The organism is Agromyces sp. MMS24-K17, from assembly GCF_043950245.1.
Taxonomy (GTDB): domain Bacteria; phylum Actinomycetota; class Actinomycetes; order Actinomycetales; family Microbacteriaceae; genus Agromyces.
This window is the reverse complement of the sequence record NZ_CP171640.1, coordinates 664,132-687,718: the sequence shown is the minus strand read 5'-3', so window position 1 is coordinate 687,718 and position 23,587 is coordinate 664,132. Positions and strand designations below refer to the sequence as shown.

General features: G+C 71.0%; 20 protein-coding genes. 11 read left to right on the top strand and 9 right to left on the bottom strand.

Annotated elements, in window-relative coordinates; genetic code table 11:
- The first annotated feature begins 51 nt into the window (after positions 1-51).
- Genes ACGGZK_RS03020 through ACGGZK_RS03005 form a run of 4 tightly spaced genes read left to right on the top strand, consistent with a single transcriptional unit; the run spans position 52 to position 4,389 of the window.
- Positions 52-1,137: a nitroreductase family protein gene (locus ACGGZK_RS03020; RefSeq protein WP_395244788.1), complete on the top strand. Its 1,086-nt coding sequence runs from the start codon at positions 52-54 to the stop codon at positions 1,135-1,137.
- The gene (locus ACGGZK_RS03015) at positions 1,134-2,111 is read left to right on the top strand and encodes a lysylphosphatidylglycerol synthase domain-containing protein (protein WP_395244787.1); all 978 of its coding nucleotides are present in this window, start codon (positions 1,134-1,136) and stop codon (positions 2,109-2,111) included. Before ACGGZK_RS03020 ends, ACGGZK_RS03015 begins: the two co-directional genes overlap by 4 nt.
- Positions 2,108-3,382 carry a polysaccharide pyruvyl transferase family protein gene (locus ACGGZK_RS03010; RefSeq protein ID WP_395244786.1) on the top strand — a complete coding sequence of 425 codons (1,275 nt, stop codon included), beginning with the start codon at positions 2,108-2,110 and terminating at the stop codon, positions 3,380-3,382. Before ACGGZK_RS03015 ends, ACGGZK_RS03010 begins: the two co-directional genes overlap by 4 nt.
- Positions 3,379-4,389, top strand: coding sequence for a glycosyltransferase family 2 protein (locus ACGGZK_RS03005; protein WP_395244785.1), 1,011 nt, complete (start codon positions 3,379-3,381; stop codon positions 4,387-4,389). The genes ACGGZK_RS03010 and ACGGZK_RS03005 overlap by 4 nt, the downstream gene beginning before the upstream one ends.
- On the opposite strand, the gene ACGGZK_RS03000 is transcribed toward ACGGZK_RS03005, so the two are convergent.
- Complete coding sequence (locus ACGGZK_RS03000; protein ID WP_395244784.1) at positions 4,368-5,738, bottom strand: hypothetical protein; 1,371 nt, start codon at positions 5,736-5,738, stop codon at positions 4,368-4,370. The genes ACGGZK_RS03005 and ACGGZK_RS03000 overlap by 22 nt on opposite strands.
- 92 nt (positions 5,739-5,830) lie before the next feature.
- Here ACGGZK_RS03000 and ACGGZK_RS02995 point away from each other — a divergent pair, with 92 nt between their 5' ends.
- Positions 5,831-7,090, top strand: a complete 1,260-nt coding sequence (locus ACGGZK_RS02995; protein WP_395244783.1) for a glycosyltransferase — start codon at positions 5,831-5,833, stop codon at positions 7,088-7,090.
- Here ACGGZK_RS02995 and ACGGZK_RS02990 read toward each other — a convergent pair.
- Positions 7,087-8,286 carry a glycosyltransferase gene (locus ACGGZK_RS02990; protein WP_395244782.1) on the bottom strand — a complete coding sequence of 400 codons (1,200 nt, stop codon included), beginning with the start codon at positions 8,284-8,286 and terminating at the stop codon, positions 7,087-7,089. The genes ACGGZK_RS02995 and ACGGZK_RS02990 overlap by 4 nt on opposite strands.
- A 331-nt stretch (positions 8,287-8,617) precedes the next feature.
- Positions 8,618-9,958: an MATE family efflux transporter gene (locus ACGGZK_RS02985; RefSeq protein ID WP_395244781.1), complete on the bottom strand. Its 1,341-nt coding sequence runs from the start codon at positions 9,956-9,958 to the stop codon at positions 8,618-8,620.
- 188 nt (positions 9,959-10,146) lie between these two features.
- On the opposite strand from ACGGZK_RS02985, the gene ACGGZK_RS02980 reads away from it, so the two are divergent.
- Positions 10,147-10,914 (top strand): ABC transporter ATP-binding protein, encoded by a 768-nt coding sequence (locus tag ACGGZK_RS02980; RefSeq protein ID WP_395244780.1) that lies wholly within the window; start codon positions 10,147-10,149, stop codon positions 10,912-10,914.
- Positions 10,911-12,167, top strand: coding sequence for an ABC transporter permease (locus ACGGZK_RS02975; RefSeq protein ID WP_395244779.1), 1,257 nt, complete (start codon positions 10,911-10,913; stop codon positions 12,165-12,167). The genes ACGGZK_RS02980 and ACGGZK_RS02975 overlap by 4 nt, the downstream gene beginning before the upstream one ends.
- Before the next feature lie 50 nt (positions 12,168-12,217).
- On the opposite strand, the gene ACGGZK_RS02970 is transcribed toward ACGGZK_RS02975, so the two are convergent.
- The gene (locus tag ACGGZK_RS02970) at positions 12,218-12,589 is read right to left on the bottom strand and encodes a YccF domain-containing protein (protein ID WP_395244778.1); all 372 of its coding nucleotides are present in this window, start codon (positions 12,587-12,589) and stop codon (positions 12,218-12,220) included.
- 96 nt (positions 12,590-12,685) lie between these two features.
- Here ACGGZK_RS02970 and ACGGZK_RS02965 point away from each other — a divergent pair, with 96 nt between their 5' ends.
- Both ACGGZK_RS02965 and ACGGZK_RS02960 read left to right on the top strand, forming a co-directional pair.
- Positions 12,686-14,674, top strand: a complete 1,989-nt coding sequence (locus ACGGZK_RS02965; protein WP_395244777.1) for a M13 family metallopeptidase — start codon at positions 12,686-12,688, stop codon at positions 14,672-14,674.
- Positions 14,675-14,762: 88 nt separating this feature from the next.
- Complete coding sequence (locus tag ACGGZK_RS02960; protein ID WP_395244776.1) at positions 14,763-15,671, top strand: serine hydrolase; 909 nt, start codon at positions 14,763-14,765, stop codon at positions 15,669-15,671.
- A gap of 4 nt (positions 15,672-15,675) precedes the next feature.
- On the opposite strand, the gene ACGGZK_RS02955 is transcribed toward ACGGZK_RS02960, so the two are convergent.
- Positions 15,676-17,262 (bottom strand): alpha/beta fold hydrolase, encoded by a 1,587-nt coding sequence (locus ACGGZK_RS02955; RefSeq protein WP_395244775.1) that lies wholly within the window; start codon positions 17,260-17,262, stop codon positions 15,676-15,678.
- A gap of 88 nt (positions 17,263-17,350) precedes the next feature.
- Here ACGGZK_RS02955 and ACGGZK_RS02950 point away from each other — a divergent pair, with 88 nt between their 5' ends.
- Positions 17,351-18,664: an alpha-hydroxy-acid oxidizing protein gene (locus tag ACGGZK_RS02950; protein ID WP_395244774.1), complete on the top strand. Its 1,314-nt coding sequence runs from the start codon at positions 17,351-17,353 to the stop codon at positions 18,662-18,664.
- Positions 18,665-18,718: 54 nt separating this feature from the next.
- Here the strand turns inward: ACGGZK_RS02950 and ACGGZK_RS02945 are convergent, their stop codons facing one another.
- Together ACGGZK_RS02945 and ACGGZK_RS02940 are read right to left on the bottom strand one after the other, a co-directional pair.
- Positions 18,719-19,123 carry an NUDIX domain-containing protein gene (locus ACGGZK_RS02945; RefSeq protein WP_395244773.1) on the bottom strand — a complete coding sequence of 135 codons (405 nt, stop codon included), beginning with the start codon at positions 19,121-19,123 and terminating at the stop codon, positions 18,719-18,721.
- Positions 19,124-19,154: 31 nt separating this feature from the next.
- A complete protein-coding gene (locus ACGGZK_RS02940; RefSeq protein WP_395244772.1) occupies positions 19,155-20,498 on the bottom strand; it encodes an alpha/beta hydrolase in 1,344 nt (447 codons plus the stop codon).
- A gap of 163 nt (positions 20,499-20,661) precedes the next feature.
- Between ACGGZK_RS02940 and ACGGZK_RS02935 the strand changes: the two genes are divergently transcribed.
- A complete protein-coding gene (locus tag ACGGZK_RS02935; protein ID WP_395244771.1) occupies positions 20,662-22,047 on the top strand; it encodes a glycine--tRNA ligase in 1,386 nt (461 codons plus the stop codon).
- Between the two features lie 159 nt (positions 22,048-22,206).
- Here ACGGZK_RS02935 and ACGGZK_RS02930 read toward each other — a convergent pair whose 3' ends face one another.
- The gene (locus tag ACGGZK_RS02930; protein ID WP_395244770.1) at positions 22,207-22,698 is read right to left on the bottom strand and encodes an FBP domain-containing protein; all 492 of its coding nucleotides are present in this window, start codon (positions 22,696-22,698) and stop codon (positions 22,207-22,209) included.
- A 250-nt stretch (positions 22,699-22,948) separates the two neighbouring features.
- Positions 22,949-23,584 carry a GNAT family N-acetyltransferase gene (locus ACGGZK_RS02925; RefSeq protein WP_395244769.1) on the bottom strand — a complete coding sequence of 212 codons (636 nt, stop codon included), beginning with the start codon at positions 23,582-23,584 and terminating at the stop codon, positions 22,949-22,951.
- Positions 23,585-23,587 lie beyond the last annotated feature (3 nt).

Sequence of the window (23,587 nt, the reverse complement as noted above, 5' to 3'; positions counted from 1 at the left end):
GCGTAAGATCCTGCCGGTTGCCGCCTTCCCACCCTCCGACCTGGAGTCCCATTGCTCAACACTCTCAAGCGGATCGCGAAGGACCTGCTCGCGATCACCTGGATCCGTCGGGTCTACGAGTTTGTGAACCGGGCCATCCTCGAGACGTTCGGATCGAGTCGGCTGCTCACCCACCTCTTCTACTTCGTGAGCTTCATCACCTTCAACCGCGAGCAGTCGGCCGTGCTGCGGGGGCGCCGGGACTACTACCGCAACAAGCGACGTGATCGGCTGAGTCATGTCGAGTTGCGCCGCAACGTGCACCGACTCGAGAAGGGCCTCATCATGCGGCCGCGGCGCGAGGTGTTCGCGCGCGACTACATCGCCGAAACGCTCGAGTTCTACGCCGATGCCGTCGCGCAGGACCGTGCGAAGCCCGGCACGATGGAGCGGAGCGAGCTGGCGTGGGCCCACGACGTGCTCACCGAGTACTTCCGGGTCTCGAGCGGGTCGGATGCCACGGTTGCGGCCGCCCGCCGCAGCTTCGAGGGCGCAGCGTACGGGGGCGAGTTCACCGGGAAGGTGCCCCGCCTGAAGCTCGCGGGAGGACCGGTCGACTACGACCGGCTCGCAGAGCTGGCGGCGCAGCGGCGCAGCGTCCGGTGGTTCGAGCAGCGACCGGTGCCGAGGGAACTCATCGATCAGGCGCTGCTCGTCGCGAGCCAGGCTCCGACGGCATGCAATCGACTCCCGTACGAGTTCCTCATCTTCGACGAAAAAACGCAGGTGCGCGCCGTGTCGTCGATCCCGTTCGGCGCGGCGGGGTACGGCGACAACATCCCGGCGATCGCGGTGGTCGTGGGCAAGCTCGGCGCGTACTTCAGCCCCCGCGACCGACACGCGATCTACGTCGACGGATCGCTCGCTGCGATGTCGTTCATCCTCGCCCTCGAGACGCTGGGCCTCAGCTCGTGCATCATCAACTGGCCGGACTTCGAGCCGCTCGAACGGAAAATGCAGAAGACGCTGGGCCTCGACCTCTCGGACCGCGTCGTCATGCTCGTCGCCATCGGCTACGCGCATCCCGAGGGGATGGTCCCGTTCTCGCAGAAGAAGGAACTCGACACCTTCAGGCGCTACAACCCGATCGGACGATGACCGACCGCGCGCCGGAGCGGCGGCGGCGATGGCCGCGGGTGCTCCGCTCCGTCGTCGCCATCGTCGTGATCGGGGCCGTCGGATGCTTCTTCGTGATAACCCTCATCCGGAACTGGGACCAAGTCGCCGCCCAGCACCTCGAGTTCAGTTGGTGGTGGCTGGTGGCCGGGGTGCTGTTCGCCGCAGCCGTCCCACTGACGGGATATCTGTGGGGTCGAATCCTCCGCACCCTCTCGCCCGACGCGGAGGTCTCGCTCGCCGAGGCCGTCGCCGTGCAGTGCGCATCCTGGCTGCTGAAGTACATCCCCGGGCAGGTCGGCTCGGTGGTGAACAAGGTGATATGGGCAGGCAAGAAGCAGATCAGCCGCGTGCTCGTGGTGATCACCTTCGTCTACGAGAACGTGTTCCTCCAGATTGTGTCGATCGTGCCGAGCCTCGTCGTCCTGGCATTCGCTCTCGGCCCCGAGACGCTCGGCGCGAACGCGCCGACCATACTGCTCCCCACCCTCATCATCCTGCCGCTGGCAGCGTTCGTGTATCGACCGGTCTTCCATCGCGTGATGTCCGTGCTCCTGCGGCGGGCGCTCAAGCAGGAGGTGCCGCCCGAGGAGTACTTCCTCCGGACGCCGAAGGTCGTCGGGTTCCTTTTCGAGTTCCTCGGCCCTCGAGTGTTGAACGGCGTCGGGTTCGTGCTCATCGCCGCGACGGTCACCGACGTCGAGCCGAGCGACTGGCTCCCGCTCGCCTCCGCCTACGTCCTCGCCGGCGCGATCGGCATCCTCGCGGTATTCGTCCCGAGCGGCCTCGGCGTGCGCGAGGGCGTCGTCGTGCTGCTCCTCGGCTTCTTCATGCCCGTGACGGCGGCTATCGTCGTCTCGCTGCTCGCGCGCCTGATCAGCACGGCCAGCGATGGAATCGTCGCGCTCCTTTATGCTGGCGTGCGCCGATCCATCCCGAAGGAGTTCCGCCCATGAGCGCGTACCGCCTCACGATCATCGGCTCGGCGATCGCCGGCAACAAGGGGGCGTCGGCGATGCTCGAGTCAGCGGTGCAGACCCTCACCGAGCGCCTCGGCGACGTCGAGTTCACCCTGCTCAGCATGTATCCGGCCGAGGATGCTGCCCAGAACCGGTTCCCGAACGTCGCGATCGTCCCCGCGAATCCCCGTCAGCTCGGTGTGACGATCAACACGCTCGCGCTCGCGTATCGGGTGCTCCCGCCGCTGCGCAGGCTCATCCGCTCTCGGTCGAGGGCCGTCGAGGCGCTCGTGGGCTCCCAGCTGCTGCTCGACCAGGGCGGTATCACGTTCACGGACGGCCGCGAGAAGTTCCTGCTCTACAACGTCGCCTCGATCCTCCCGGCGCTGAACGTGCGGACGCCGGTGTTCAAATGCGCCCAGGCGATCGGGCCGTTCCAGAACCCGGTCAACCGGTTCGCGTCGCGCACGTTCCTCCCGAAGGTCCGCACGATCGTCACCCGCGGCCGCATCACGCACGACCATGCGGAACGCCTGGGGCTCGCCAACCTCGTCGCCGGTGCCGACTACGCGTTCTCGCTCGGACTCTCGGGACACGAGCGCGACGAGGTGGCCGAGCACCTCGACCTCGCATTCTTCGATGGGGCGCCCGTCGTCGGCATCTCGCCGAGTGCAGTGCTGCAGAAGAAGGTCGACGCCCGCGGCGGCGACTATGCGGGCCAGATCGCGATCTTCGTCGAGCAGCTCCGGTCCGAGGGGAAGCGTGTGCTGGTGCTGCCGCACAGCGCGCGTTCCGGCACGGACAAGACCCACAACAACGACCTTCCGCTCTGCCGGGAGATCCGGTCGCGACTGACGTCGACCGACGATGTGCTCGTGGTCGATCGCGAGCTGAGCTCGCAGCAGCTGCGGTACCTCATCGGGCGGTGCGACCTCTTCGTCGCGAGCCGGTTCCACGCGATGGTCTCCTCGCTCGCGATGGCGGTGCCGACGCTCGTCATCGGCTGGAGCCACAAGTACCGTGAGGTCCTCGAGATGTTCGATCTCGAGGAGTGGGCGTTCGGTCACGACATGCTGACACCGGACCACCTCCGGAAACGGTTCGCCGATCTCGAGGAGTGTCGGGACAAGGTGAAGGCAAAGCTCGACGAGTACCTCCCGGCCGTGAAGGCGCGCTCCCTCGAGCAGGCCGACCTCATCGCCGAAGCCGTCCGTGGGATCGCGGCTGAGACTGCAGATCGCAGGCCTGCCCGGAGTGCGGCCTCGTGAAAGTGTTCGTTCAGATCCCTTGCCTGAACGAGGAGGAGACGCTGCCGGTCGTCCTCTCGAGCATCCCCAGCCGGATCCCGGGCGTCGACGAGATCGAGATCCTCATCATCGACGACGGGTCGACCGACCGGACCGTCGAGGTGGCTCGCGCGCTCGGAGTCACGCACATCGTGCGCCACAGTCGCAACATGGGGCTCGCGCGATCGTTCCGAGATGGGGTCGACTACGCGCTGATGCACGGGGCCGACATCGTCGTCAACACCGACGGCGACAACCAGTACCCGCAGGATCGCATCCCCGACCTCGTCGCCCCGATCATCGCGGGTGAGGCCGACATCGTGATCGGCGATCGCCAGACCCACACCATTGAGCACTTCTCGCGCGCCAAGAAGAAGCTGCAGAGACTCGGCAGCTGGGTCGTCAACCAGGCCGCCGGCACGCGATTGCCGGATGCCGCGAGCGGATTCCGGGCGTACTCGAAAGCCTCGCTGCTTCGACTCAACATCGTCACGCGATTCAGCTACTGCATGGAGACGATCATCCAGGCGGGCAACAAACGGCTCGCCATCGCCAGCGTCGAGATCGACACCAATCCGAAGACCAGAGAGTCGCGGCTGTTCACGTCCACCGGCCAGCACGTCACGAAGTCCGCGCAGGCGATCCTGCGCAGCTACCTCATGTACCGTCCGTTCGTGTTCTTCGCGTGGATCGCGGCCGTCATGCTCGCCGGGGCGCTCATCCCCTTCCTGAGGTACCTCCTCCTCATCACCATGTTCAGCGAGGACGCGGGGCAGCACATCCAATCCCTGCTGCTCGGCGTCGCACTGCTCGTCGGTTCGCTATTGGCCTTCGCGCTCGGCGTCCTCGCCGACCTCCTGCGCACGAACCGGGTGCTGCTGGAGGAGACCCTCGAGCATACGAAGATCCTGCGCTACGGGGTTCCGAACCAACCGCTCGTCGACTCGACGCGGTGGGGTTTCGACAGTCAGGCGAAGAGGCTGGAGTAGGCCAGCACGACGACGGCGGCACCCGCCGTCACCCAGGCCGCGATGGTCCAGCGGCGTTCATGGACGACGACCGATGCGGCCGCGAACAGCAGGGGCACGGTGCTCAACCCGTATCGCATGCTGATACCCGGGAAGTACGAGGTCCCGCCGGAGGCGAGGTAGGTCTGGAGCTGGACAGACGCGGGCAGCGCGAGCATCGCGCCGACGGCCGCGGCACCGATGTACCAGCGGGCGTCATGCTCCCGGAAGACCACGAGCACGACGAACGGCGCCACCAGCAGGATCACGGAGAGGAGGGAGGTCCAGGCGATGTCGGGCTCCGCGTGCGCGTCAGGCCGGACATAGCCGTAGCCGATCGACGTCATTCCGCTGAACACCGTCTTCACCCACTCGTCGAAGGGGAGGCCGGTGATGTCCCGCGAATTCACTCCGGCGTTCGGGCTCACCCAACCGGGGGTCTTGGTCGCCGATCGGACCAGGTTCCAGCCGATGTTGACGAGGAGCGTGGCGCCTACGATGCCGGCGGCGCTGAAAAGCGCCTGTCGGATACGCGGGAACTCGCTGGAGCCGCGGTTCAATGCAGCCGCGACGATCAAGGCTCCGGCGACGCCGATCATCGGGATGGCGTTCAGGACCTTGAGGGAGGCGACGACGAAGGTCACCGCTGTCGGGAAGAGGAAGCCATATCGACCGTCCTTCAATGCCCGGCCGAGTGCATAGACCGCCAAGCCGCCTGCGAACACCGCGGAGGCGTCGTTGTTCACCGTCGTCGACGACTGGAAGATCATGTGGATGGAGGGGATGATCGCGACGACCGGCGCGGCCACCTTCCAGGGCATGCGCCAGACGAGCAGCGCGGCGTAGAGGACGACCATCCCGGCGAGCAGCCAGATCAGGCTCGCGAATCGCGCGGCATCGGCGAAGTCGACGATGCCGAGCGCGGACACGGCCCGGGCAAACGCACCCGACACCGCGTAGAACACCGGCGGGTGCATGAGGTAGTTCTCACCCCGCGCCGGGTAGTCACCGTTGCCCGCGGCGGATCCGCAGGCCGGCAGGGTGAGGTTGTGCTGCCCACGGCACGACCATGAGTCGAGGGTCTCGGGGGAGAGGAGGGATCCCGGGAAGGGCAACTGACCGTGTGCGACCTTCCACGCGTAGTCGAGGTGCGCCGCTTCGTCGTAGGCGGAGAGCATCGTCAGCCGCGCGATCTGGATCGCACCGAAGGTGAAGACGAGGACGGCGAAGGCGGAGACGACGACCCAGAACCGACTCCACGGCTCATCGCCGATCAGCTCGCGAAGGTGATGACGTCGCTTCGGCGTCGCCTCGAGCGATGTCGAGCCCACTGGCATCCTCTCCTCCGGCAGCCATGCAAGGGTACACAACGCGGGCTCGCACGCGGGTGGTAGCGTCGCGTCATTGCGCAGAGGAGGCGAGCTTGGACTTCGACGGTCGTCATGTCGTGGTGACGCAGCTCAACCTGTTCGAGCTCGCCGGCTCGGAGGTCGTCACCTACGAGCTCGTCCGGCATCTCGCCTCGCGCGGCGCGCGGGTCACGGTCGTGAGCTACGGCTTCTCGGCCGACTGGCTCGCCCGGTTCGCCGAGTTGCCGGCCGTGCGGTGCTTCCGACTCGACGATGGCGACCTCGAGGCCCACCTCCGCGAAGACCCGCCGCACCTGGCCTGGATCCATCACCAACTCATCCCGGAGGAGCTGCTGCGAAACCCCGGCGGAACGGCGTTCGTCTTCCATCACATGTCATCGATCCAGCCGCAGGAGTTCCCCATCTCATGGGAGCTGGAGGCCGACCTCGCCTCGCTCGTACTCTTCTCCTCGGCGGTCGCCCGAGATCGCCATGTCGCGAACGGCTGGTTCGATGGCATCGAGCCGGAGCGCGTGCAGGTCTTCGGGAATCCAGCTCCGGACGAGTTCTTCACGGATCCCCCCGAGCAGCCGCCGGCTCTGGAGCGGCTCGTCGTCGTGTCGAACCACATGCCCCCCGAGGTGATCGAGGCCATTGGTTCGCTCGCCGGCGAGGTGGAGGTGACGATCATCGGCCGTGCCGACCAGCCCGGGGCGCGACCCGCGCCGGTGACGGCCGATACCCTTCGCGACGCGGATGCGGTCCTGACGATCGGCAAGACCGTGCAGTACGCGCTCGCGGGTGGCCGTCCGGTGTACTGCTACGACCACTTCGGGGGCCCGGGCTGGCTCGGTGATGAGAACTTCGAGGTCGCGCGGGCGCACACCTTCTCAGGGCGCGGGGAGGGGTTCGGCTCGAAGGACGCCGAGACGATCGTCCGGGAACTGCGGGGTGGCTTCGTCGCCGCCGCGGAGACGGCGAAGCACCTCCGCACGGCCTACGCCGAGGAGTTCCGGCTCAGCAGCGTGCTCGATCGCGTCGTCGCAGCAACGCACCTTCGAGCGGCGCGCACGCCCGTACGGCCGCGGATCGAGGCGCACCTGGCACTGCAGCAGATCTTCAACGGCCTCACGAACGCGATCGAGGCACGGCAGCAGACCACGGAATACCAGCGGGGCCTGCTGGCCCAACGCGATGCCGAGTTGGAGCGGTACCGAGATGCCGAGGACCGCGCGGCGGCCGAGTTGCTGGAGGCGACGGAGGAACTGGAGGAATTGCGTGCGCGCGTCGCCGCGGTGGCCTCCCGCCGCCCGTCGTGGGTGAGGCGTCGCTAGGCCGGGTCCAGTGGGTGTCTGCTCATTCGTCGACGGGTGCGGCGCATGAACCCGTAGGCTGATCGCAGCGGTGCGGTCAGTCTCCATGACTTGCGCACGAGCACCGCGGCGAACGCGTCCTGGACCTCGCCCACCTCGCGGCGGAGGTTCAGGATGTGGTCGTGGAGTTCCTGCTCGCGTCGGTCGCGTACGAGCGCGACACGGCGGCGTCGGTCGGGCGCCGGTTGAGGCTTCGCGCAGAACTCGACGAGCGGGGCGAGGGTCCGGCTCCATCGGTACTGCTCGGAGAACTCGTCGATTGACTCCGTGATCGACGACCGGCCGGCCTCGTCGTCCAGGATCTCCTCGAGCGCGATCACTAGGGCGTCGACGTCCTCCGGGGGGACCACGCGCCCGAGTCCATGCGCGTGGATCAGGTCAGCGAAGGTGTCGCCGTCGGTGCTCACGATCGGGAGCCCCGCCCACAGGTAGTCGAGGATGCGGGTCCGGAAGCTGAAGGACGTCTCGAGGTGCTCGTAGTGCGTGCTCACGCCGATATCGGCATCGAGCAGGTAGTTCGCGCGGTCCTCGTACTCCACCCAGCCGGTGTTGAAGAACACCACTCGATCCGTCAGTCCGAGCTCCGCAGCGAGGGCCTGGGTCTGGACCGCGACCTGCATCTCGGGCACATGCGGGTTGGGGTGTCGGACGCCGAGGAAGTACAACCGCACGTCATCGCGGTGTTCGGCGATCTTCGCGACCGCCCGGACGAGGGTGATGGGGTCGAACCAGTTGTAGATGCCGCCGCCCCAGAGGATGACCTTGTCGGTCGTCGCGATGCCGGGAACGGTCCCCTTGATCGCGCTCCGCGATCGGACCGGCCGCTCCTCCTGGATGCCGAAGGGGACCACCGCGAGCAGCGACCGGAGGCTGGGATCGTCGTCGTAGGTCGCCGGGTTGACGCGACCGAGCGCGGCCAGGTGGCCGAGCCAGAAATCCCGCTGCTTCTCGGATGCGCAGAGGAGGAAGTCCGCCCGTTCCAGCTGGGCGTTGAGCACCTCGGCGCTCAGGTGCGAGATGCGCTCGCGCTCGAGCGGATTGCGTTCCTTGAACTGCTCGAGCGCCTCGAGGTGCATGGGGTCGTAGACGTCGGCGACGAGGATGTGCTCGTCGGCGGCGAGCCAGGGGAACGCGTCGAGGATGTGCCCCTGGAACACGACGACATCGGCCCAGGCGGCTTCCGCGCGGAGCGCATCATCGTCGACGGCGAAGATGGGGAATGGGGCGCCATCCCGCGACGCCGCGACCGTAGAGACCAGTCGGACGTCCGCCCCGTTTGCGGTCAACGCTTGGGCGATCTCGTATGCGCGGATCGCGGGGCCGGCCATCCTCCGCCCGATCGTGTCGGGGGTCACGACCAAGATGTTCTGCCCCAGTGCGAGCGGCAACACCTCGTGGTCGTGCACAGATTCCGTCCTGATCCTGAAAAAGTCTTCCCTAATGTACCTTGCCCCGGAGTGTCGGCGCCGTCGCGGGGCCTGGGCGGGGCTACACCGTCCCCGTCACCATCCACCGCGACCCGCGCGCCCGCCACGACAGCGTGACGGCGCGCGCCGCGAGGTACCCGATCGCGAACGCCGCCATGAGCCACGCCAGCGACGCGGCACCCGTCGCGCCCGAGGCATCCGCCCACCGGACGGCCGCGAGCGCGAGCGGCGCGTAGGCCGCGAGGTTCACGAGGCCCGTCCACGCGAGGTAGCGGGCGTCGCCCGCGCCGATCAGCACGCCGTCGAGCACGAACACCAGGCCGCCGAGCGGGGCCGAGATGCCGAGCACCACGAGCGCCGGCGGCAGCAGCGACGCGACCGCGGCCGACGAGGTGAACAGCCCCGGCAGCACCCACGCCGTCGCGACGACCAGGAGACCGATCGCGGCGCCGGCGCCGATGCCCCACTGCACGCACCGCCGCAGCACCGCGCGCACCTCGCCGACGTCGCCCGCGCCGAGCCCCTTGCCGATCAGCGCCTGCGCGGCGATCGCGAGCGCGTCGAGGGCGAAGCCGAGCGTGAAGTAGATCGAGATCGCGACCTGGTACGCCGCCAGCTCGTCCGGGCCGAGGGCCGTCGCCGACCACGTCGACAGCAGCAGCGCCGCCCGCAGGCTCGCCGTGCGCAGGAACAGCCATCCGCCCGACGCCGCACCGCGCAGGAGGCCCGCCCGGTGCGGCCACGGCGGCGCGGCCACGCGGGTCGCGTGCCGCGCGACGACCACGAGGTAGACCGCCACCATGCCCCACTGGGCGACCACCGTGCCGGCCGCCGACCCGGCGATGCCCCAGCCGAGGCCGTAGATGAACAGGAAGTTGAGCGCGATGTTCGCCGCGAACCCGATGCCCGCCACCCACAGCGGCGTGCGCGTGTCCTGCAGGCCGCGCAGCAGGCCCGTCGCCGCGAACACGAGCAGCATCGCCGGCAGCCCCGCCATGGAGATCGACAGGTAGGTGGTCGCGGCCTCGGCGACCTCGGCGGATGCCCCGAACACGGCAACGAGCCCGGGCGCGGCGAGCCATCCCGCCACCGCCAGCACCGCACCCAGCGCGAGCGCCAGCCAGAGGCCGTCGATGCCCGCCGCCACGGCGCCGCGCTCGTCGCCGGAGCCGAGGCGGCGGGCGACCGCGGGCGTCGTGGCGTACGCGAGGAACACCATCAGGCCGATGATCGTCTGCAGGATCGCGCTCGCGAGGCCCAGGCCCGCGAGCGGCGTCGCGCCCAGGTGCCCGACCATCGCCGTGTCGGCGAGCAGGAACAGCGGCTCCGCGATCAGCGCGCCGAGCGCGGGCACGGCGAGGCGCAGGATGTCCCGGTCGACGGTGCGAGGTGGCGAGGTCACGATGCCTTCGAGCGTACGGCGGCCGCGACACGGGGGAGAGCCCCCGGATCCGCTCGGGGGAGGGTCGGCTGGGGCCGGGTGCCCCGCCCGCGGGAGGCTCGAATCCCTGCGGCGCGCCACCGGTGCCGCGCCGCGCCCAACCGGATTCCGGTCCGACGCGGACCCCGGCCCCACGAGAAGGAGCATCGATGACGAGAGTCGCGCCAGCCATCAGCGCCCGCGCACTGACCAGGACCTACGGCAGCGGAGCGCACGCGTACGCCGCCCTGCGCGGGGTCTCGCTCGACATCGACGCGGGGGAGCGCGTCGCGATCGTCGGACGTTCCGGTTCGGGGAAGTCGACCCTGATGCACCTGCTCGCGCTCCTCGACACCCCCGACGCCGGGTCGCTCCGGATCGCCGGCGACGAGGTCGGCGCGATGCGACCGGCGCAGGTGAACGCCCTGCGCAACCGGCACTTCGGCTTCGTGTTCCAGCAGTTCTTCCTGAACGCGCGCCAGAGCGTGCTCGACAACGTGCAGCTGCCCCTCGTGATCGGCCGGGTGCGGCCGTCGGAGCGCCGCGAGCGGGCCATGGCCGCGCTCGAGGCCGTCGGGCTCGCCGAAAAGCACCGCAACCGGGCGAGCGACCTGTCGGGCGGCCAGAAGCAGCGCGTGGTGATCGCTCGCGCCCTGGTGAACGACCCGGCGATCATCTTCGCCGACGAGCCGACCGGGAACCTCGACACGCAGACGGGCGAGCGCATCGAGGACCTGCTGTTCGAGCTCAACCGCAGCACGGGCATCACGCTGGTGACCGTCACCCACGACCTCGGCTTCGCCGAGCGGTTCGACCGGCGCATCCACCTCCGCGACGGCGAGATCGTCGATCAGCCGACCGGCGCGACCGGCGCGACCGGCGCGGCCGGCGCGAGCGACGCCCTCGTCGGCGCTGAGCCGGGGAGCCGCGCCGCATGAGGGTGACGGATGCCGCGCGCATGGCCGAGTCCGGCATGCGGCGGAACAAGACGCGCACGAGCCTGACCGTCGTCGCGATCGCCATCGCGGCGTTCACCATCATGCTCACGACGGCGATCGGCGTCGGCGTCGGCCGGTACCTCGACCAGGAGACCGCGAGCTTCGGGGCCGCCGACGTCATGGTCGTGTTCCCGGCGACCGACGATCAGGGCGACGGTCCGCAGGCGTTCGACGAGGACGCCCTGCACCAGGAGGGCACGCAGTTCGCCACGCTCGGCTCGGCCGACCTGGCGCGCATGGGCGACATCGACGGGATCGCCGAGGTCACGCCGATCCCCGAAGGTCGCCCGCTCTCGATCGCGACGGACGAGGGCAGCTTCGTGCTCGCCGCCCAGATGATCGCGCCCGGTCAGCGGCTCGCGCTCGTCGCGGGCGACCTCCCGGCCGACCGGCGTTCCGCCGAGATCGCCATCACGCCCGACTACGTCACCGCGCTCGGCTTCGACTCCGCCGCCGACGCCGTCGGCGAGCCGGTCGAGCTCGGCGTGGCCGACCCCCTCGGTCGCGTCGAGACGGTCGAGGCGACCGTCTCGGGCGTCTTCGAGGGGAGCCTCCTCGTGCAGGGCCGCCTCTTCTACAGCGAGGGCGCCCAGGCCGCCGTCACCGCGATCGCGTACGAGGGGCTCGACGCCCCGCCGGCGCCGCGGTTCGCGTTCGCGACGCTCGCCGACACGTCCGCCGCGGCCGTCGCCGGCGTCGAGGACGATCTCGCCGAGCTCGGCCTCACGGGGCAGACCGTCGCCGACCAGGTCGGCATCGTCAAGCAGGTGTTCGACGCGATCACGGCCGTGCTGGTCGCGTTCGGGGTCATCGCCCTGCTCGCCGCCGGCTTCGGCGTGATCAACACGCTCTACATGTCGGTGCAGGATCGCACCCGCGAGATCGGGCTGATGAAGGCGAACGGACTGGCCTCGGGTCGGGTGTTCGGGCTGTTCAGCCTCGAGGCGACGCTCATCGGGCTCGTCGGCAGCGCGATCGGCGTGCTCGCCGCCTGGGGCGTCGGGCTGGCCGCGAACGGGGTCGCCGCAGCGACGTTCCTCGCCGAGTTCCCGAGCTTCGACCTGCTGGCGTTCGAGCCGCTCAACGTCGGCGCCGTGATCGTCGCGGTCATGGCGATCACGTTCCTCGCCGGCACGCTGCCCGCGCGCCGGGCGGCGCGGCTCGACCCGATCGCGGCACTGCGGTACGAGTAGCGGTCCGGCCCGCGGCCGGGGCATCCGATCGGATGCCCCGGCCGCGCGCGTCAGTCCTCGACGATCTCCTTGCCGAGCGGCGCCAGCGACACCGGGATGAGCTTGAAGTTCGCGATGCCGAGCGGGATGCCGATGATCGTGATGCACAGCAGCAGGCCGGTGAGGAGGTGCTCGAGCGCCAGCCACCACCCGGCCAGGATGACCCAGATCACGTTGCCGATGAACGACCACACGCCCAAGGTCGGCTTCTGCACCACCCGGCGGCCGAACGGCCAGATCGCGTACCCCGCGATGCGGAACGACGCGATGCCCCACGGGATCGTGACGATCAGGATGCACATCACGACGCCGACGAAGACGTAGCTGATCCAGAGCCAGATGCCGGCGAGCACGACCCAGATGACGTTCAGGACGGTGTTCATGGTGCGACCATCCAAGCACGGGCGGCCCGGCGGCGGGATGCCCCGGCCGGAACTCCGAGCCCCCGCGACGTCGCCCGGCATGCGTAGGCTGGCGGGATGACCGACGTCGCGCTCACCTCCGGAATCGACCTCGACGAGCTGGACCCGGCCGTCCGCCCGCAGGACGACCTGTTCCGCCACGTGAACGGCAAGTGGATCGACCGCACCGAGATCCCCGCCGACAAGGCCCGGTACGGGTCGTTCATCGTCCTCCACGAGGAGGCCGAGCGCGCCGTGCGCGACATCATCCAGGAGTCTCAGGGCGCCGACCCCGGCACCGAGGCGCGCAAGGTCGGCGACCTGTTCGCGAGCTTCCTCGACGAGGAACGGGTCGAGGCGCTCGGCGCGACCCCGATCGCGCCGCTGCTCGCCGAGGCGGCGGCCGTGGCATCCGTGCCCGAGCTGCTCGCCGCGATCGGCCGGCTCGAGCGGCAGGGCATCGCCGGCTTCGCGCAGCTCTTCGTCGACAACGACCCGGGCGACCCCGAGCGCTACCTCGTCTTCGTCGAGCAGGGCGGCATCGGCCTGCCCGACGAGAGCTACTTCCGTGAGGAGCGCTTCGCGTCGGTGCGCGACGCGTACCGCGCGCACCTCGAGCGGATGCTCCGCCTCGCCGGCCTCGACGAGCCCGCGGCGCGGGCCGCTCGGGTCTACGACCTCGAGGCCGAGATCGCGGCCGTGCACTGGACGAACGTCGACTCGCGCGACAGCGAGAAGACGTACAACCTCACCGCGTGGGCCGACGTCGCCGGCGCGGCATCCGGCCCCGCGGAGTCGCCCGTCGACCTCGCCGTGTGGCGCGACGCGCTCGGCGTGCCCGCCGGCGCCTTCGACGAGCTGGTCGTGCGCCAGCCGTCGTTCGTCGAGGGGCTGGGCCTGCTGTTCACCGCCGACCGGCTCGACGCCTGGACCGACTGGCTCGCGTGGCAGGTCGTGCGCTCCAGCGCCGCGTACCTGTCGAGCGAGTTCGTCGAGGCGAACTTCGACTTCTACGGGCGCACGCTCACCGGCACGCCGCAGATCCGCGAGCGGTGGAAGCGGGGCGTCTCCCTCGTGGAGGGCGCGATGGGCGAGGCGGTCGGCCGCATCTACGTCGAGCGGCACTTCCCGCCGGCGGCGAAGGTCGCGATGGACGACCTCGTCGCGAACCTCGTCGAGGCGTACCGCCAGTCGATCGCGACGCTCGACTGGATGGGCGAGGAGACCCGGGCGAAGGCCCTCGACAAGCTCTCGAAGTTCACGCCGAAGATCGGCTACCCCGTGAAGTGGCGCGACTACTCGGCGCTCGAGGTCGACGCGGCCGACCTCGTCGGCAACGTGCGCGCGACCGCCGAGTTCGAGTTCAACCGCGAGCTGGGCAAGATCGGCCGGCCGATCGACCGCGACGAGTGGTTCATGACCCCGCAGACGATCAACGCGTACTACAACCCCGGGTTCAACGAGATCGTGTTCCCGGCGGCGATCCTGCAGTTCCCGTTCTTCGACGCCGGCCGCGACGCCGCCGCGAACTACGGCGCCATCGGCGCCGTCATCGGCCACGAGATCGGCCACGGCTTCGACGACCAGGGCTCGAAGTACGACGGCGACGGGCGCCTCACCGACTGGTGGACCGAGGCCGACCGGGCCGCGTTCGAGGAGCGCACCAAGGCGCTCATCGACCAGTACGACGCCCTCGTGCCCGCCCAGCTCGACGGCGACGGCGAGCAGCATGTGAACGGCGCGCTCACGATCGGCGAGAACATCGGCGACCTCGGCGGCCTCGCGATCGCGTGGAAGGCGTACCTGATCTCGCTCGGCGGCGAGGAGCCGCCCGTGCTCGACGGGCTCACCGGCGCGCAGCGGTTCTTCCTGTCGTGGGCGCAGGCCTGGCAGCTGAAGGGCCGTGACGAGGAGGTCGTGCGCCTGCTGGCGATCGATCCGCACTCGCCGAACGAGTTCCGGTGCAACCAGATCGTCCGCAACATCGACGAGTTCTACACTGGCTTCGACGTGACCAATTCCGACGCCCTCTGGCTCGACCCGGCCGACCGGGTCTCCATCTGGTAGTCGGCGGGGTCGACCGAACCGTCAGATCACGAGCGCGCCGCGATTCGCGGCGGGGGAGCGCCGTCCGCAAGAGAGGAAGCGTGCCACCGTGGTGACGTCGTCGCAGCAGTCCGGGCGTCGTGCGAGGCACGGCGCGACCGGTCGTGGACGGCACACCACCGAGGACCGCAGCGAGGACTTCTCGCGCGGATTCCACGCGCTCAGCGAGCTCGCGCTCGGCGGCGTGCAGGTGTCGGCGCGCGCCACCGACCTGGCGTCGGGGCGCGTGCTGTTCGAGGTCGACGACCACGTCGTCATGCCGACGGCGTCGATCGGCAAGGTGCTGCTGCTCATCGAGGTCGCCTCGCGCCTCACCGGGGCGTCACCCGAGGCGTTCACCGTGCTCGACCGGGCGCCGCGCGACGCGGTCGGCGACTCGGGCATCTGGCAGCACCTCCAGTCGCCGTCGCTGCCGATCGCCGACCTCGCCGCCATGATCGGCGCCACGAGCGACAACCTCGCGACGAACGTGCTGCTGCGTCACGTCGGCCTGCAATCGGTGCGGTCCCGCACGGAGGAGCTCGGCCTCACCCGCACGGCGCTGCTCGACCTGGTGCGCGACCACCGCGGGCCCGACGACGCCCCGCAGCTCTCGATCGGGTCGGCCAAGGAGCTCACCTGGCTGTTCGCCTCCCTCGCACGCGGCGAGATCGTGAGCCCCGAGGTGTCGCAGCGGGTCGTCGGATGGCTCTCGCTGAACTCCGACCTGTCGATGGTCGCGTCCGCGTTCGGCCTCGACCCGCTGGCGCACCGGATGCCCGACCACAACGTGCTGCTCATGAACAAGACCGGCACCGACGGCGGCGTGCGCAGCGAGGTCGGCGTGCTCCGCGGTCCGCGGGCGAGCGTCGCGTACGCGGTGTCGACGTACTTCGCCGACACGGCGCTGTCGAGCCGGCTGGCGGTGCTCGACGGCATGCGGCAGATCGGCGCGGACCTGCTGGAGTACGTGCACTGACCCGCTACTCGACGACCGAGTCCTCGGCCGCCGGAGCGCCGGACTCCTCGTCGATCGCCAGGTCGCCCACCACGGGCTCGTCGCCCCGCACGGGCGGCAGCGCGGTGATGAGCTCGAGCCCTTCGACGACCGCGTCGGCGGTCTGCCGGGCGCCGAGGATGCGGAAGTGGCCCGACACCGGCACCACCACGTTCGTGGCCCCCTCGACCTCGCTGCCGTCCGGCACGTGCGGATCGTACGGGCCGAACACCGAGACGATCCGCCCGTTCACGGTCGACGCCTCGCCGAGGGTGAGGATCGTCGGGGCATCCGGCAGCAGCTCGCCGACGCTGGGGACGTACCGCAGCAGCTCGGCGCGCCGCGACCCGGCGAACGGCGTCGCCACCGCGACGACGCCGAGCACGCCGAGGTCGGCGGCCGCCTCGGTCTCGTGCACGAGCACGTACTTGCCGATGAGCCCGCCCTTGCTGTGCCCGACGATGATGCGGCCGGCGGCGGGGCGCGGCATCCGGGCGAGGGCCCGCAGCAGCTTCTCGCCGGTCTCGGGGATGGGCGCCCGGTTCACGCCGAGCCCGTGCACCGTGCGCACCCGGTAGCCGGCGCGATGCATCCGCTCGCCGAGCTTGCGCAGGAACGACCAGTGCTCGTAGACGCCGGGCAGCAGCACCACGTCGGGCAGGGCGGGATCGCCTCGGAGCCATTCGCGGGGCGTGCGGCCGGCGAGCGGCACCGCCACGTGCGCCAGGCCGGCGTAGACGTAGTCGGCGATCCAGACCCCCGCCTTCCGCGCCGTCGGGAAGGGGCGGCGTGCGGGGGCGCGCTCGACGGCAACCTCGGGCACGTCGCCGACGTCCTCGCCGCGGGCGTGGCGGGCGATCAGGTCGGCGACGATCGGCGCGCCGGTCACCATGGTCTCGTGGCCGCGCCCGGGCACCTCGACGTACCGGACGCCGGGCACGAGCCGGGCGACCTCGAGGCCCCAGTCGCGGGGGACGATGCGATCGTGCTCCGCGCGGATGACCAGCGTCGGCGACTCGACGGCGGGGAGCGCGAGCTCGATGCGGTGCTCGATCATCGGGCGCAGGTTGCGCACGTACCAGGCGATGCCGCCTTCGACGTACGAGTGCAGGCCGACCGCGAGCACCTTGGGGTTCGTGAGCGAGAGGTCCTGGAGGAACCGGCTCGCCTGCATCGGCACCGTGCGCTCGCGGGGGTCGACCGTCGGGCCGATGAGCACCACCCGGCCGACGAGCGCCGGGCGTTGCGCGGCGGTCTCGGTGACGACCTGCGCGCCCGTGGAGTGGCCGACGAGCGTGGGCGCGACGAGCTGCTCCTCGTCGAGGAGCTCGCCCAGCAGCGCGCCCGCCTCCGGCATCGACAGCGGCTCCGCGGGATCGGGGGAGTCGCCGAACCCCGGCAGGTCGAGCGCGAGCACGCGCGCGTTGCTGCCGAGCGCATCGACGAGGTCCTGCCAGTACTCGTGGGCCATGCCGAGGCCGTGCACCAGCACGATGGGCGGGGCATCCGGCCGGCCCGACTCGACGATGCGCACCACCCGGTCCCCGCGTCGGAACCACCGGGTGTGCGCCATTCCGGCAGTCTAGGCCGAGGGGTGCGGCGTTAGCATGAGGCCGATGGCCCGCGGTGCGTCGCCGTCGGCGGTGGACGAGGAGGTCCGGATGGCTCGGCTCGACACCTCGCGCGGGTTCGCGCGCGGCGTGCAATCGGCGGTCTACCGCGCCGGGATCGGCGGGGTGCGGCCGGCGGTGCCCACGACGCCCGAGGGCCTCGAGGCGGCGGCGCGGCGGAAGCTCTCCGCGGAGGCGTTCGCGTACCTCGCCGGCGGGGCCGGCGCCGAGCACACGATGGCCGCGAACGAGGCCGCGTTCGCCCGCTGGCAGGTGATCCCGCGGGTGCTCCGGGATGTCTCGGAGCGCGACCTGTCGATCGAGCTGCTCGGCCGGCGCCGGTCGACGCCGCTGCTCCTCTCGCCGCTCGGCGTGATGGAGCTCGCCCATCCCGACGCCGACGTCGCCGTGGGGCGCGCGGCCGCCGCGCTCGACGTGCCCTACGTGCTGTCGAACCAGGCGTCGCGGCCGATGGAGGAGGTCGCGCAGGCGATGGGCGACCGCGCCCGCTGGTTCCAGCTCTACTGGAGCGCCTCCGACGAGCTCAACGCGTCGTTCCTCGCGCGCGCCGAGGCGTGCGGCTGCGAGGCGATCGTCGTGACGCTCGACACGCACCTGCTCGGCTGGCGCACCCGCGACCTCGACCTCGCGTTCCTGCCGTTCACGCGCGGGCAGGGCATCGCCCAGTACACGAGCGACCCGGTGTTCGCCGAGCTCGTGCGCGAGCGGGTGCGGCGCGGCGCGTCCGACCCGACGGCGGCGCCGGTGAGGGTGAACGCGAAGTCCATCGCGGCGGCGGTCGGCATCGCGCGCGCCGGAGCGGGCACGGCGCTCGCGCCGGGCGGTTTCGGCGAGGCGATGCGCTCGCCGCTCCCGCGCGCGGCGGTCGAGACGTTCCTGGACGTGTTCTCGGATGCCTCGCTCACGTGGGAGTCGCTCGGGAAGCTGCGCGAGTGGACCGACCTGCCGGTGCTCCTGAAGGGCGTGCTGCATCCCGACGACGCCGAGCGGGCGATCGACGCCGGCATGGACGGCATCGTCGTGTCGAACCACGGCGGTCGCCAGGTCGACCGATCGACGCCGACGATCGACGTGCTGCCCGGCATCGTCGAGCGGGTCGCGGGGCGGGTGCCGGTCATCCTCGACTCGGGCGTGCGGGGCGGTGCCGACGTGCTCATCGCGCTCGCGCTCGGGGCGACGGCGGTGGGCCTCGGTCGACCCTACGCGTACGGGCTCGCGGCGGCCGGGGCGACCGGCGTCGGCGAGGTCGTCCGCAACGTCGTCGCGGAGTTCGACCTGACGCTCGGGCTCTCCGGGCACACGAGCCCGGCCGACCTGACGCCGGCGGCGCTCCGCGCCGCGTGAGCCGAGCCGAGCCGCGCCGGGCCGGCTTGCGCCGTGTCGGCGGTCTCCGCCGGCTCAGTCGATGAGGTCGGCGTCCGCGAGGAGGCGCAGCACCTCGCGCCCGGCGGGCGGGCACCGGTCGGCGTCGGCCGTCGTCACCCAGTGCAGGGCGCCGACCTCGGCCGAGGCGCGGGGCGGGGCATCCGTCACCGCCCGGAAGACGCGCATGCGCACGTGGCGGCCCTCGGGCTCGCCGTGGGCGAGGGTGCGCACCTCGAACAGCTCCTCGAGCCCGTCGGCGTCGAGGTCGAGCGCGACCTCCTCGAACGCCTCGCGGGCGGCGGCCTCGGCGGCCGTCTCGCCGGGGTCGATCTTGCCGCCGGGCATGTAGTGCACGTCGCGGCCGCGGGCGGTCACCATGAGCACGCGACGGTCGCGCACGAGCGCGATCGCGGCGACGAGCAGGTCGGGGAGGGGCATCCGTGCCAGCCTACGTGGGTGCGTCGCCCGCTCACGCCGAGGGCGCGGCCGCATCGCCCTCGGCCTCCACCTCGGGCGGCGGGGCGAGCTCGAGCCGCGGGTACAGCACCTCGAACCCGGCCTCCAGGCCGCCGACGAGGGCGTCGGCGCCGTGCCCCGCGCCGTCGACCGTGAGCGTCACCACGTGCATCCCCGCCGTCGTCGCCGCAGCGGCGTTGCGCTCGGTCGCCCCCTCGGCGTGCCCGTCGCGGGACCCGACCGTGAAGACCGCCCAGCTGTCGGCGTACGGGGCCTTCGCCGCCATGATCGCGGTCGGCTTCGCCATCTCGTAGGCCACCTCGTCGCCGCCGAAGACCTCCTCGAGCGTCTCCTGCTCGCGGTCGGCGCCGGGGAACTCCTCGCCCGAGACATCCAGCACGTTGCCGAACACCTCGGGGACCTTCGCCCCGAACGACAGGGCGCACTGCCCGCCGTTGCCGTAGCCGCCGACCGTCCAGAACCGCGCCTCCTGCTGCACGTTGAGGCTCGCCCGAGCCCACGGCACGACGTCCTGCGTGACGTACGTCTCGACGGCGCCGCGGTCGGTGTCGAGGCAGAGCGGGTCGCTCCACGGGTCGCCGAGCTGGTCGATCACCAGCGCGATCGGCGCGAGCCCCGCGTGGTCGGCGGCGAACGCGTCGAGCGTCTCGGCGAGGAACGACACGTCGGGGTCGCCCGGCCGGCTCATCATGAAGACCACGAGGGGCAGCCGCGGCGGCTGCTCGACGAGCGCGGCGGGCGGCAGGTAGAGCTGCGCCGGCCGGGCCTCGAAGCCCGACGCAGCGTTCGGGATGCCTCCGGCGACCTCGCCGGTGCGGCCTTCGGCTGGCATGCCCTCGGGCGCCTGCCACCACGAGTACAGGGGCCCGCTCGGCGTCGGCGTCGCCGGGTCGAGGAGCGGCGGCGGCGTGAGCTCGTCGGCCGTGCTCACGTGCAGGAGGGAGGCGAGCGTGCGGTCGATGCCGGTCGAGGCGTTCACCGCGAACACGGCCGTCAGCGCGAACACGGCCATCGACACGATCGCGATGAGCTTCCGCCACCATCGCGACCCCCACAGGTTGCAGATCGCGAGGGTGATCCCGGCGAACGCGGCCGGCACCCACACCCACACCGCGTCGTCGACCGGGCCGCCGAACAGGTTCAGCACGTTCACCGCGACCCACAGCAGCGCGCCGCCGGCCAGGAAGCCGAGGAACAGCACGATGAACGCCACGAGGAACCAGCGGATCGTCCACTGCTTCGCGATGAGGTAGAGCACGAGGATCGCACTCAGCCCGTACCAGGCGTAGAGGAACGCCGGATCGACGATCCGGACCTCGAGCAGCGAATCCCACACCTCGGCTCCCCCCAGCGCCAGCGCGTGGCCTCAGGGTAGCGGGCGGATGCCCCGCCGCCCCGTCGGCACGCGGCGTGCGACATGCGCTCCGGCGTCCCGACCGTAGGATGGTGGGTGCACGCCTTCGCGCCGCATTCCCGTCGACCGCCCCATTGGAGCCACCATGGCCGCGCCCAGCAAGCTCGATTCCGTCATCACCCTCGCCCAGCACCGGGGCTTCGTCTTCCAGGCGGGTGAGATCTACGGCGGATCCCGGTCTGCGTGGGACTACGGCCCCCTCGGCGTCGCGCTGAAGGAGAACATCAAGCGCCAGTGGTGGCAGTACATGGTGCAGGGCCGCGACGACGTCGTCGGGCTCGACTCGAGCGTCATCCTGCCGAAGGCCGTGTGGGAGGCGTCGGGCCACGTCGAGGTCTTCACCGACCCGCTCGTCGAGTGCCTGCACTGCCACAAGCGCTACCGCGAGGACCACCTCATCGAGGAGTTCGAGGAGAAGAAGGGCCGCGCCCCGGAGGGCGGCCTCGCCGAGATCGTCTGCACGAACTGCGGCACCCGCGGCCAGTGGACCGAGCCGCGCGCCTTCTCGGGCCTGCTGAAGACGTACCTCGGCGTGCTCGACGACGAGTCGGGCCTGCACTACCTCCGCCCCGAGACGGCGCAGGGCATCTTCGTGAACTTCGCCAACGTGCTCCAGGCGGCCCGCATGAAGCCGCCGTTCGGCATCGGCCAGATCGGCAAGTCGTTCCGCAACGAGATCACGCCGGGCAACTTCATCTTCCGTACGCGCGAGTTCGAGCAGATGGAGATGGAGTTCTTCGTCGAGCCCGGCACCGACGAGGAATGGCACCAGTACTGGATCGACCAGCGCTGGAACTGGTACGTCGACCTCGGCATCGACCCCGAGAACCTGCGCCTCTTCGAGCACCCCAAGGAGAAGCTCAGCCACTACTCGAAGCGCACCGTCGACATCGAGTACAAGTTCGGCTTCACCGGCAGCGAGTTCGGCGAGCTCGAGGGCGTCGCGAACCGCACCGACTTCGACCTGTCGACGCACTCGAAGCACTCGGGCAAGGACCTCTCGTACTTCGACCAGGCCAAGAACGAGCGCTGGGTGCCCTACGTCATCGAGCCCGCGGCGGGCCTCACCCGCTCGCTGATGGCGTTCCTCGTCGACGCGTACCACGTCGAGGAGGTGCCGAACGCGAAGGGCGGCACCGACTCGCGCACGGTGCTGAAGCTCGACCCGCGCCTCGCGCCGGTGAAGGCCGCCGTGCTGCCGCTGAGCCGCAACGAGCGCCTCTCGCCGCTGGCCCGCGAGGTCGCCGCGAACCTCCGCAAGTACTGGAACGTCGACTTCGACGACGCCGGTGCGATCGGCCGTCGCTACCGCCGCCAGGACGAGATCGGCACGCCGTTCTGCATCACCGTCGACTTCGACTCGCTCGACGACGACGCCGTGACCATCCGCGACCGCGACACCATGCAGCAGGAGCGCGTGCCGCTGGCCGACCTCCAGGCGTACCTGGCCGTCCGCCTCGTCGGCGCGTAGCGGGCGCGCCCGGGCGCGGTCGCGATCGGCTCGCCCGGCGCGGATGAGGAGATTCCGGCCGACACGCCGGGCCGGGGCATCCGACCCGCCGGGTGACGCCGGAATCCTCCTCATCCGCTGCGGCTGTGCCGCTCGCGGCTCAGCGCAGTCCCGCCCGCCTCAGCGGCCGTCGCGCACGTCGCGCACGAAGGCGGTGACGTGCTCGCGGAGCGCCTCGATCCGGCGCTGCCGCGCGGCCTCCCGGTCGAATCCGGTGTACGCCAGGGGCGGCAGCTTCCGCACGTTCCGCGGGCACTCGAAGGCCGCGCAGACGAGCGTGCCGATGGTGTCGCCGCGCCGGCCGGCGTCGCCGGACCGCTTCGCGGTGTAGAACACGACCTCGTTCGGCAGGTGCACGTCCTCGCACCACGAGCACTGCGGCCGGGTGCGGATGCGGCCGTCGGCGCGGCGCAGCACGGCGCCGACCGGCTCGCCGTCGAGCTCGGCGATGACGTACGCCTGCTGCGGCAGCTTGCGGTCGACCCAGCCGAGGAACTCGCGGGCCTCCCAGTCGAGGTCGGTGAACTGCTCGGGCAGGGCGAGGGCGGCGCGCTCGCGCTTGGAGGCGTTCACGAAGGAGGCGCGGATGGTTGCTTCGTCGATGGGGTGCATGGGATGTCTCTCCGGCGGGCACGGCACGGCCCGCCTGTCTCGGCTCGTTCTGGAGTGGATGACCCGTCGTGCGGGGTCGCGGAACCGGGCCGCGCGGGAGCGCGACCGCGGGGCGGGGTCATCTCAGGTCGGCGCTGGCGCCGACGACCTCCTGCTGCCCTCCGGGCTGCGAGCTGAGCGGATGCACGGAGGAGACGCTACACCCCGAGCCCGGGTGAACGCCGCGAGCGGGGCATCGCGAGCGCGGACCTCAGCCGCGTGCGGCCCACTCGCGGGCGAGGATGCCGTAGACGGCCGTGTCCTCCCACGCCCCGTCGTGGTACTCCTCCTCGAGGATGGTGGCCTCGCGCCGCATCCCGAGCCGTTCGCAGAGCCGCGCGGAGGCCGTGTTCCGCGCGTCGAGGATGGCCTGCACGCGGTGCGGGCGGAGCACGTCGAACGCGTACCCGAGCACCGCGCCGGCCGCCTCGGCGGCGAGGCCGCGCCCCTGGAACGCGGGGTGGAGCACCCACCCGATCTCGAGCTGCGCGTGCTCGGCGCTCGACACCCGGAGCATCACGTCGCCGACCACGCGGTCGCCCCAGATCGAGATCGACCGCTCGCCGACCAGTTCCATGGCGACGATGACGGCGTCGCCGTCGCGCGCCAGGCGCCGCAGGCCCGAGCGCTTCACCGTGTGCAGGAAGCCCTCCTCGCGCGACCGGCGCGGCCACGGGATGTAGCGCAGCACCTCGGGCAGGCGCTGGTACTCCCACACGTCGGGCGCGTCGGATGCCTCGAGCGGGCGCAGCACCAGCCGCTCGGTGCGCAGCGGCGCGTCGGCTAGGACCCCGACGTCGTACGGGAGGCGCAGCGCGGGGGCGTCGTCGTCGGGGGAGTCCGGCATCTT

Coding starts and splice junctions, on each gene's coding strand:
- ACGGZK_RS03010 (WP_395244786.1), top strand. CDS start 2,108: ATGAGCGCGTACCGCCTCACGATCATCGGCTCGGCGATCGCCGGCAAC.
- ACGGZK_RS02965 (WP_395244777.1), top strand. CDS start 12,686: ATGACCGACGTCGCGCTCACCTCCGGAATCGACCTCGACGAGCTGGAC.
- ACGGZK_RS02950 (WP_395244774.1), top strand. CDS start 17,351: ATGGCTCGGCTCGACACCTCGCGCGGGTTCGCGCGCGGCGTGCAATCG.
- ACGGZK_RS02970 (WP_395244778.1), bottom strand. CDS start 12,589: ATGAACACCGTCCTGAACGTCATCTGGGTCGTGCTCGCCGGCATCTGG.
- ACGGZK_RS02980 (WP_395244780.1), top strand. CDS start 10,147: ATGACGAGAGTCGCGCCAGCCATCAGCGCCCGCGCACTGACCAGGACC.
- ACGGZK_RS02925 (WP_395244769.1), bottom strand. CDS start 23,584: ATGCCGGACTCCCCCGACGACGACGCCCCCGCGCTGCGCCTCCCGTAC.
- ACGGZK_RS02945 (WP_395244773.1), bottom strand. CDS start 19,123: ATGCCCCTCCCCGACCTGCTCGTCGCCGCGATCGCGCTCGTGCGCGAC.
- ACGGZK_RS03015 (WP_395244787.1), top strand. CDS start 1,134: ATGACCGACCGCGCGCCGGAGCGGCGGCGGCGATGGCCGCGGGTGCTC.
- ACGGZK_RS02935 (WP_395244771.1), top strand. CDS start 20,662: ATGGCCGCGCCCAGCAAGCTCGATTCCGTCATCACCCTCGCCCAGCAC.
- ACGGZK_RS02975 (WP_395244779.1), top strand. CDS start 10,911: ATGAGGGTGACGGATGCCGCGCGCATGGCCGAGTCCGGCATGCGGCGG.
- ACGGZK_RS02955 (WP_395244775.1), bottom strand. CDS start 17,262: ATGGCGCACACCCGGTGGTTCCGACGCGGGGACCGGGTGGTGCGCATC.
- ACGGZK_RS02930 (WP_395244770.1), bottom strand. CDS start 22,698: ATGCACCCCATCGACGAAGCAACCATCCGCGCCTCCTTCGTGAACGCC.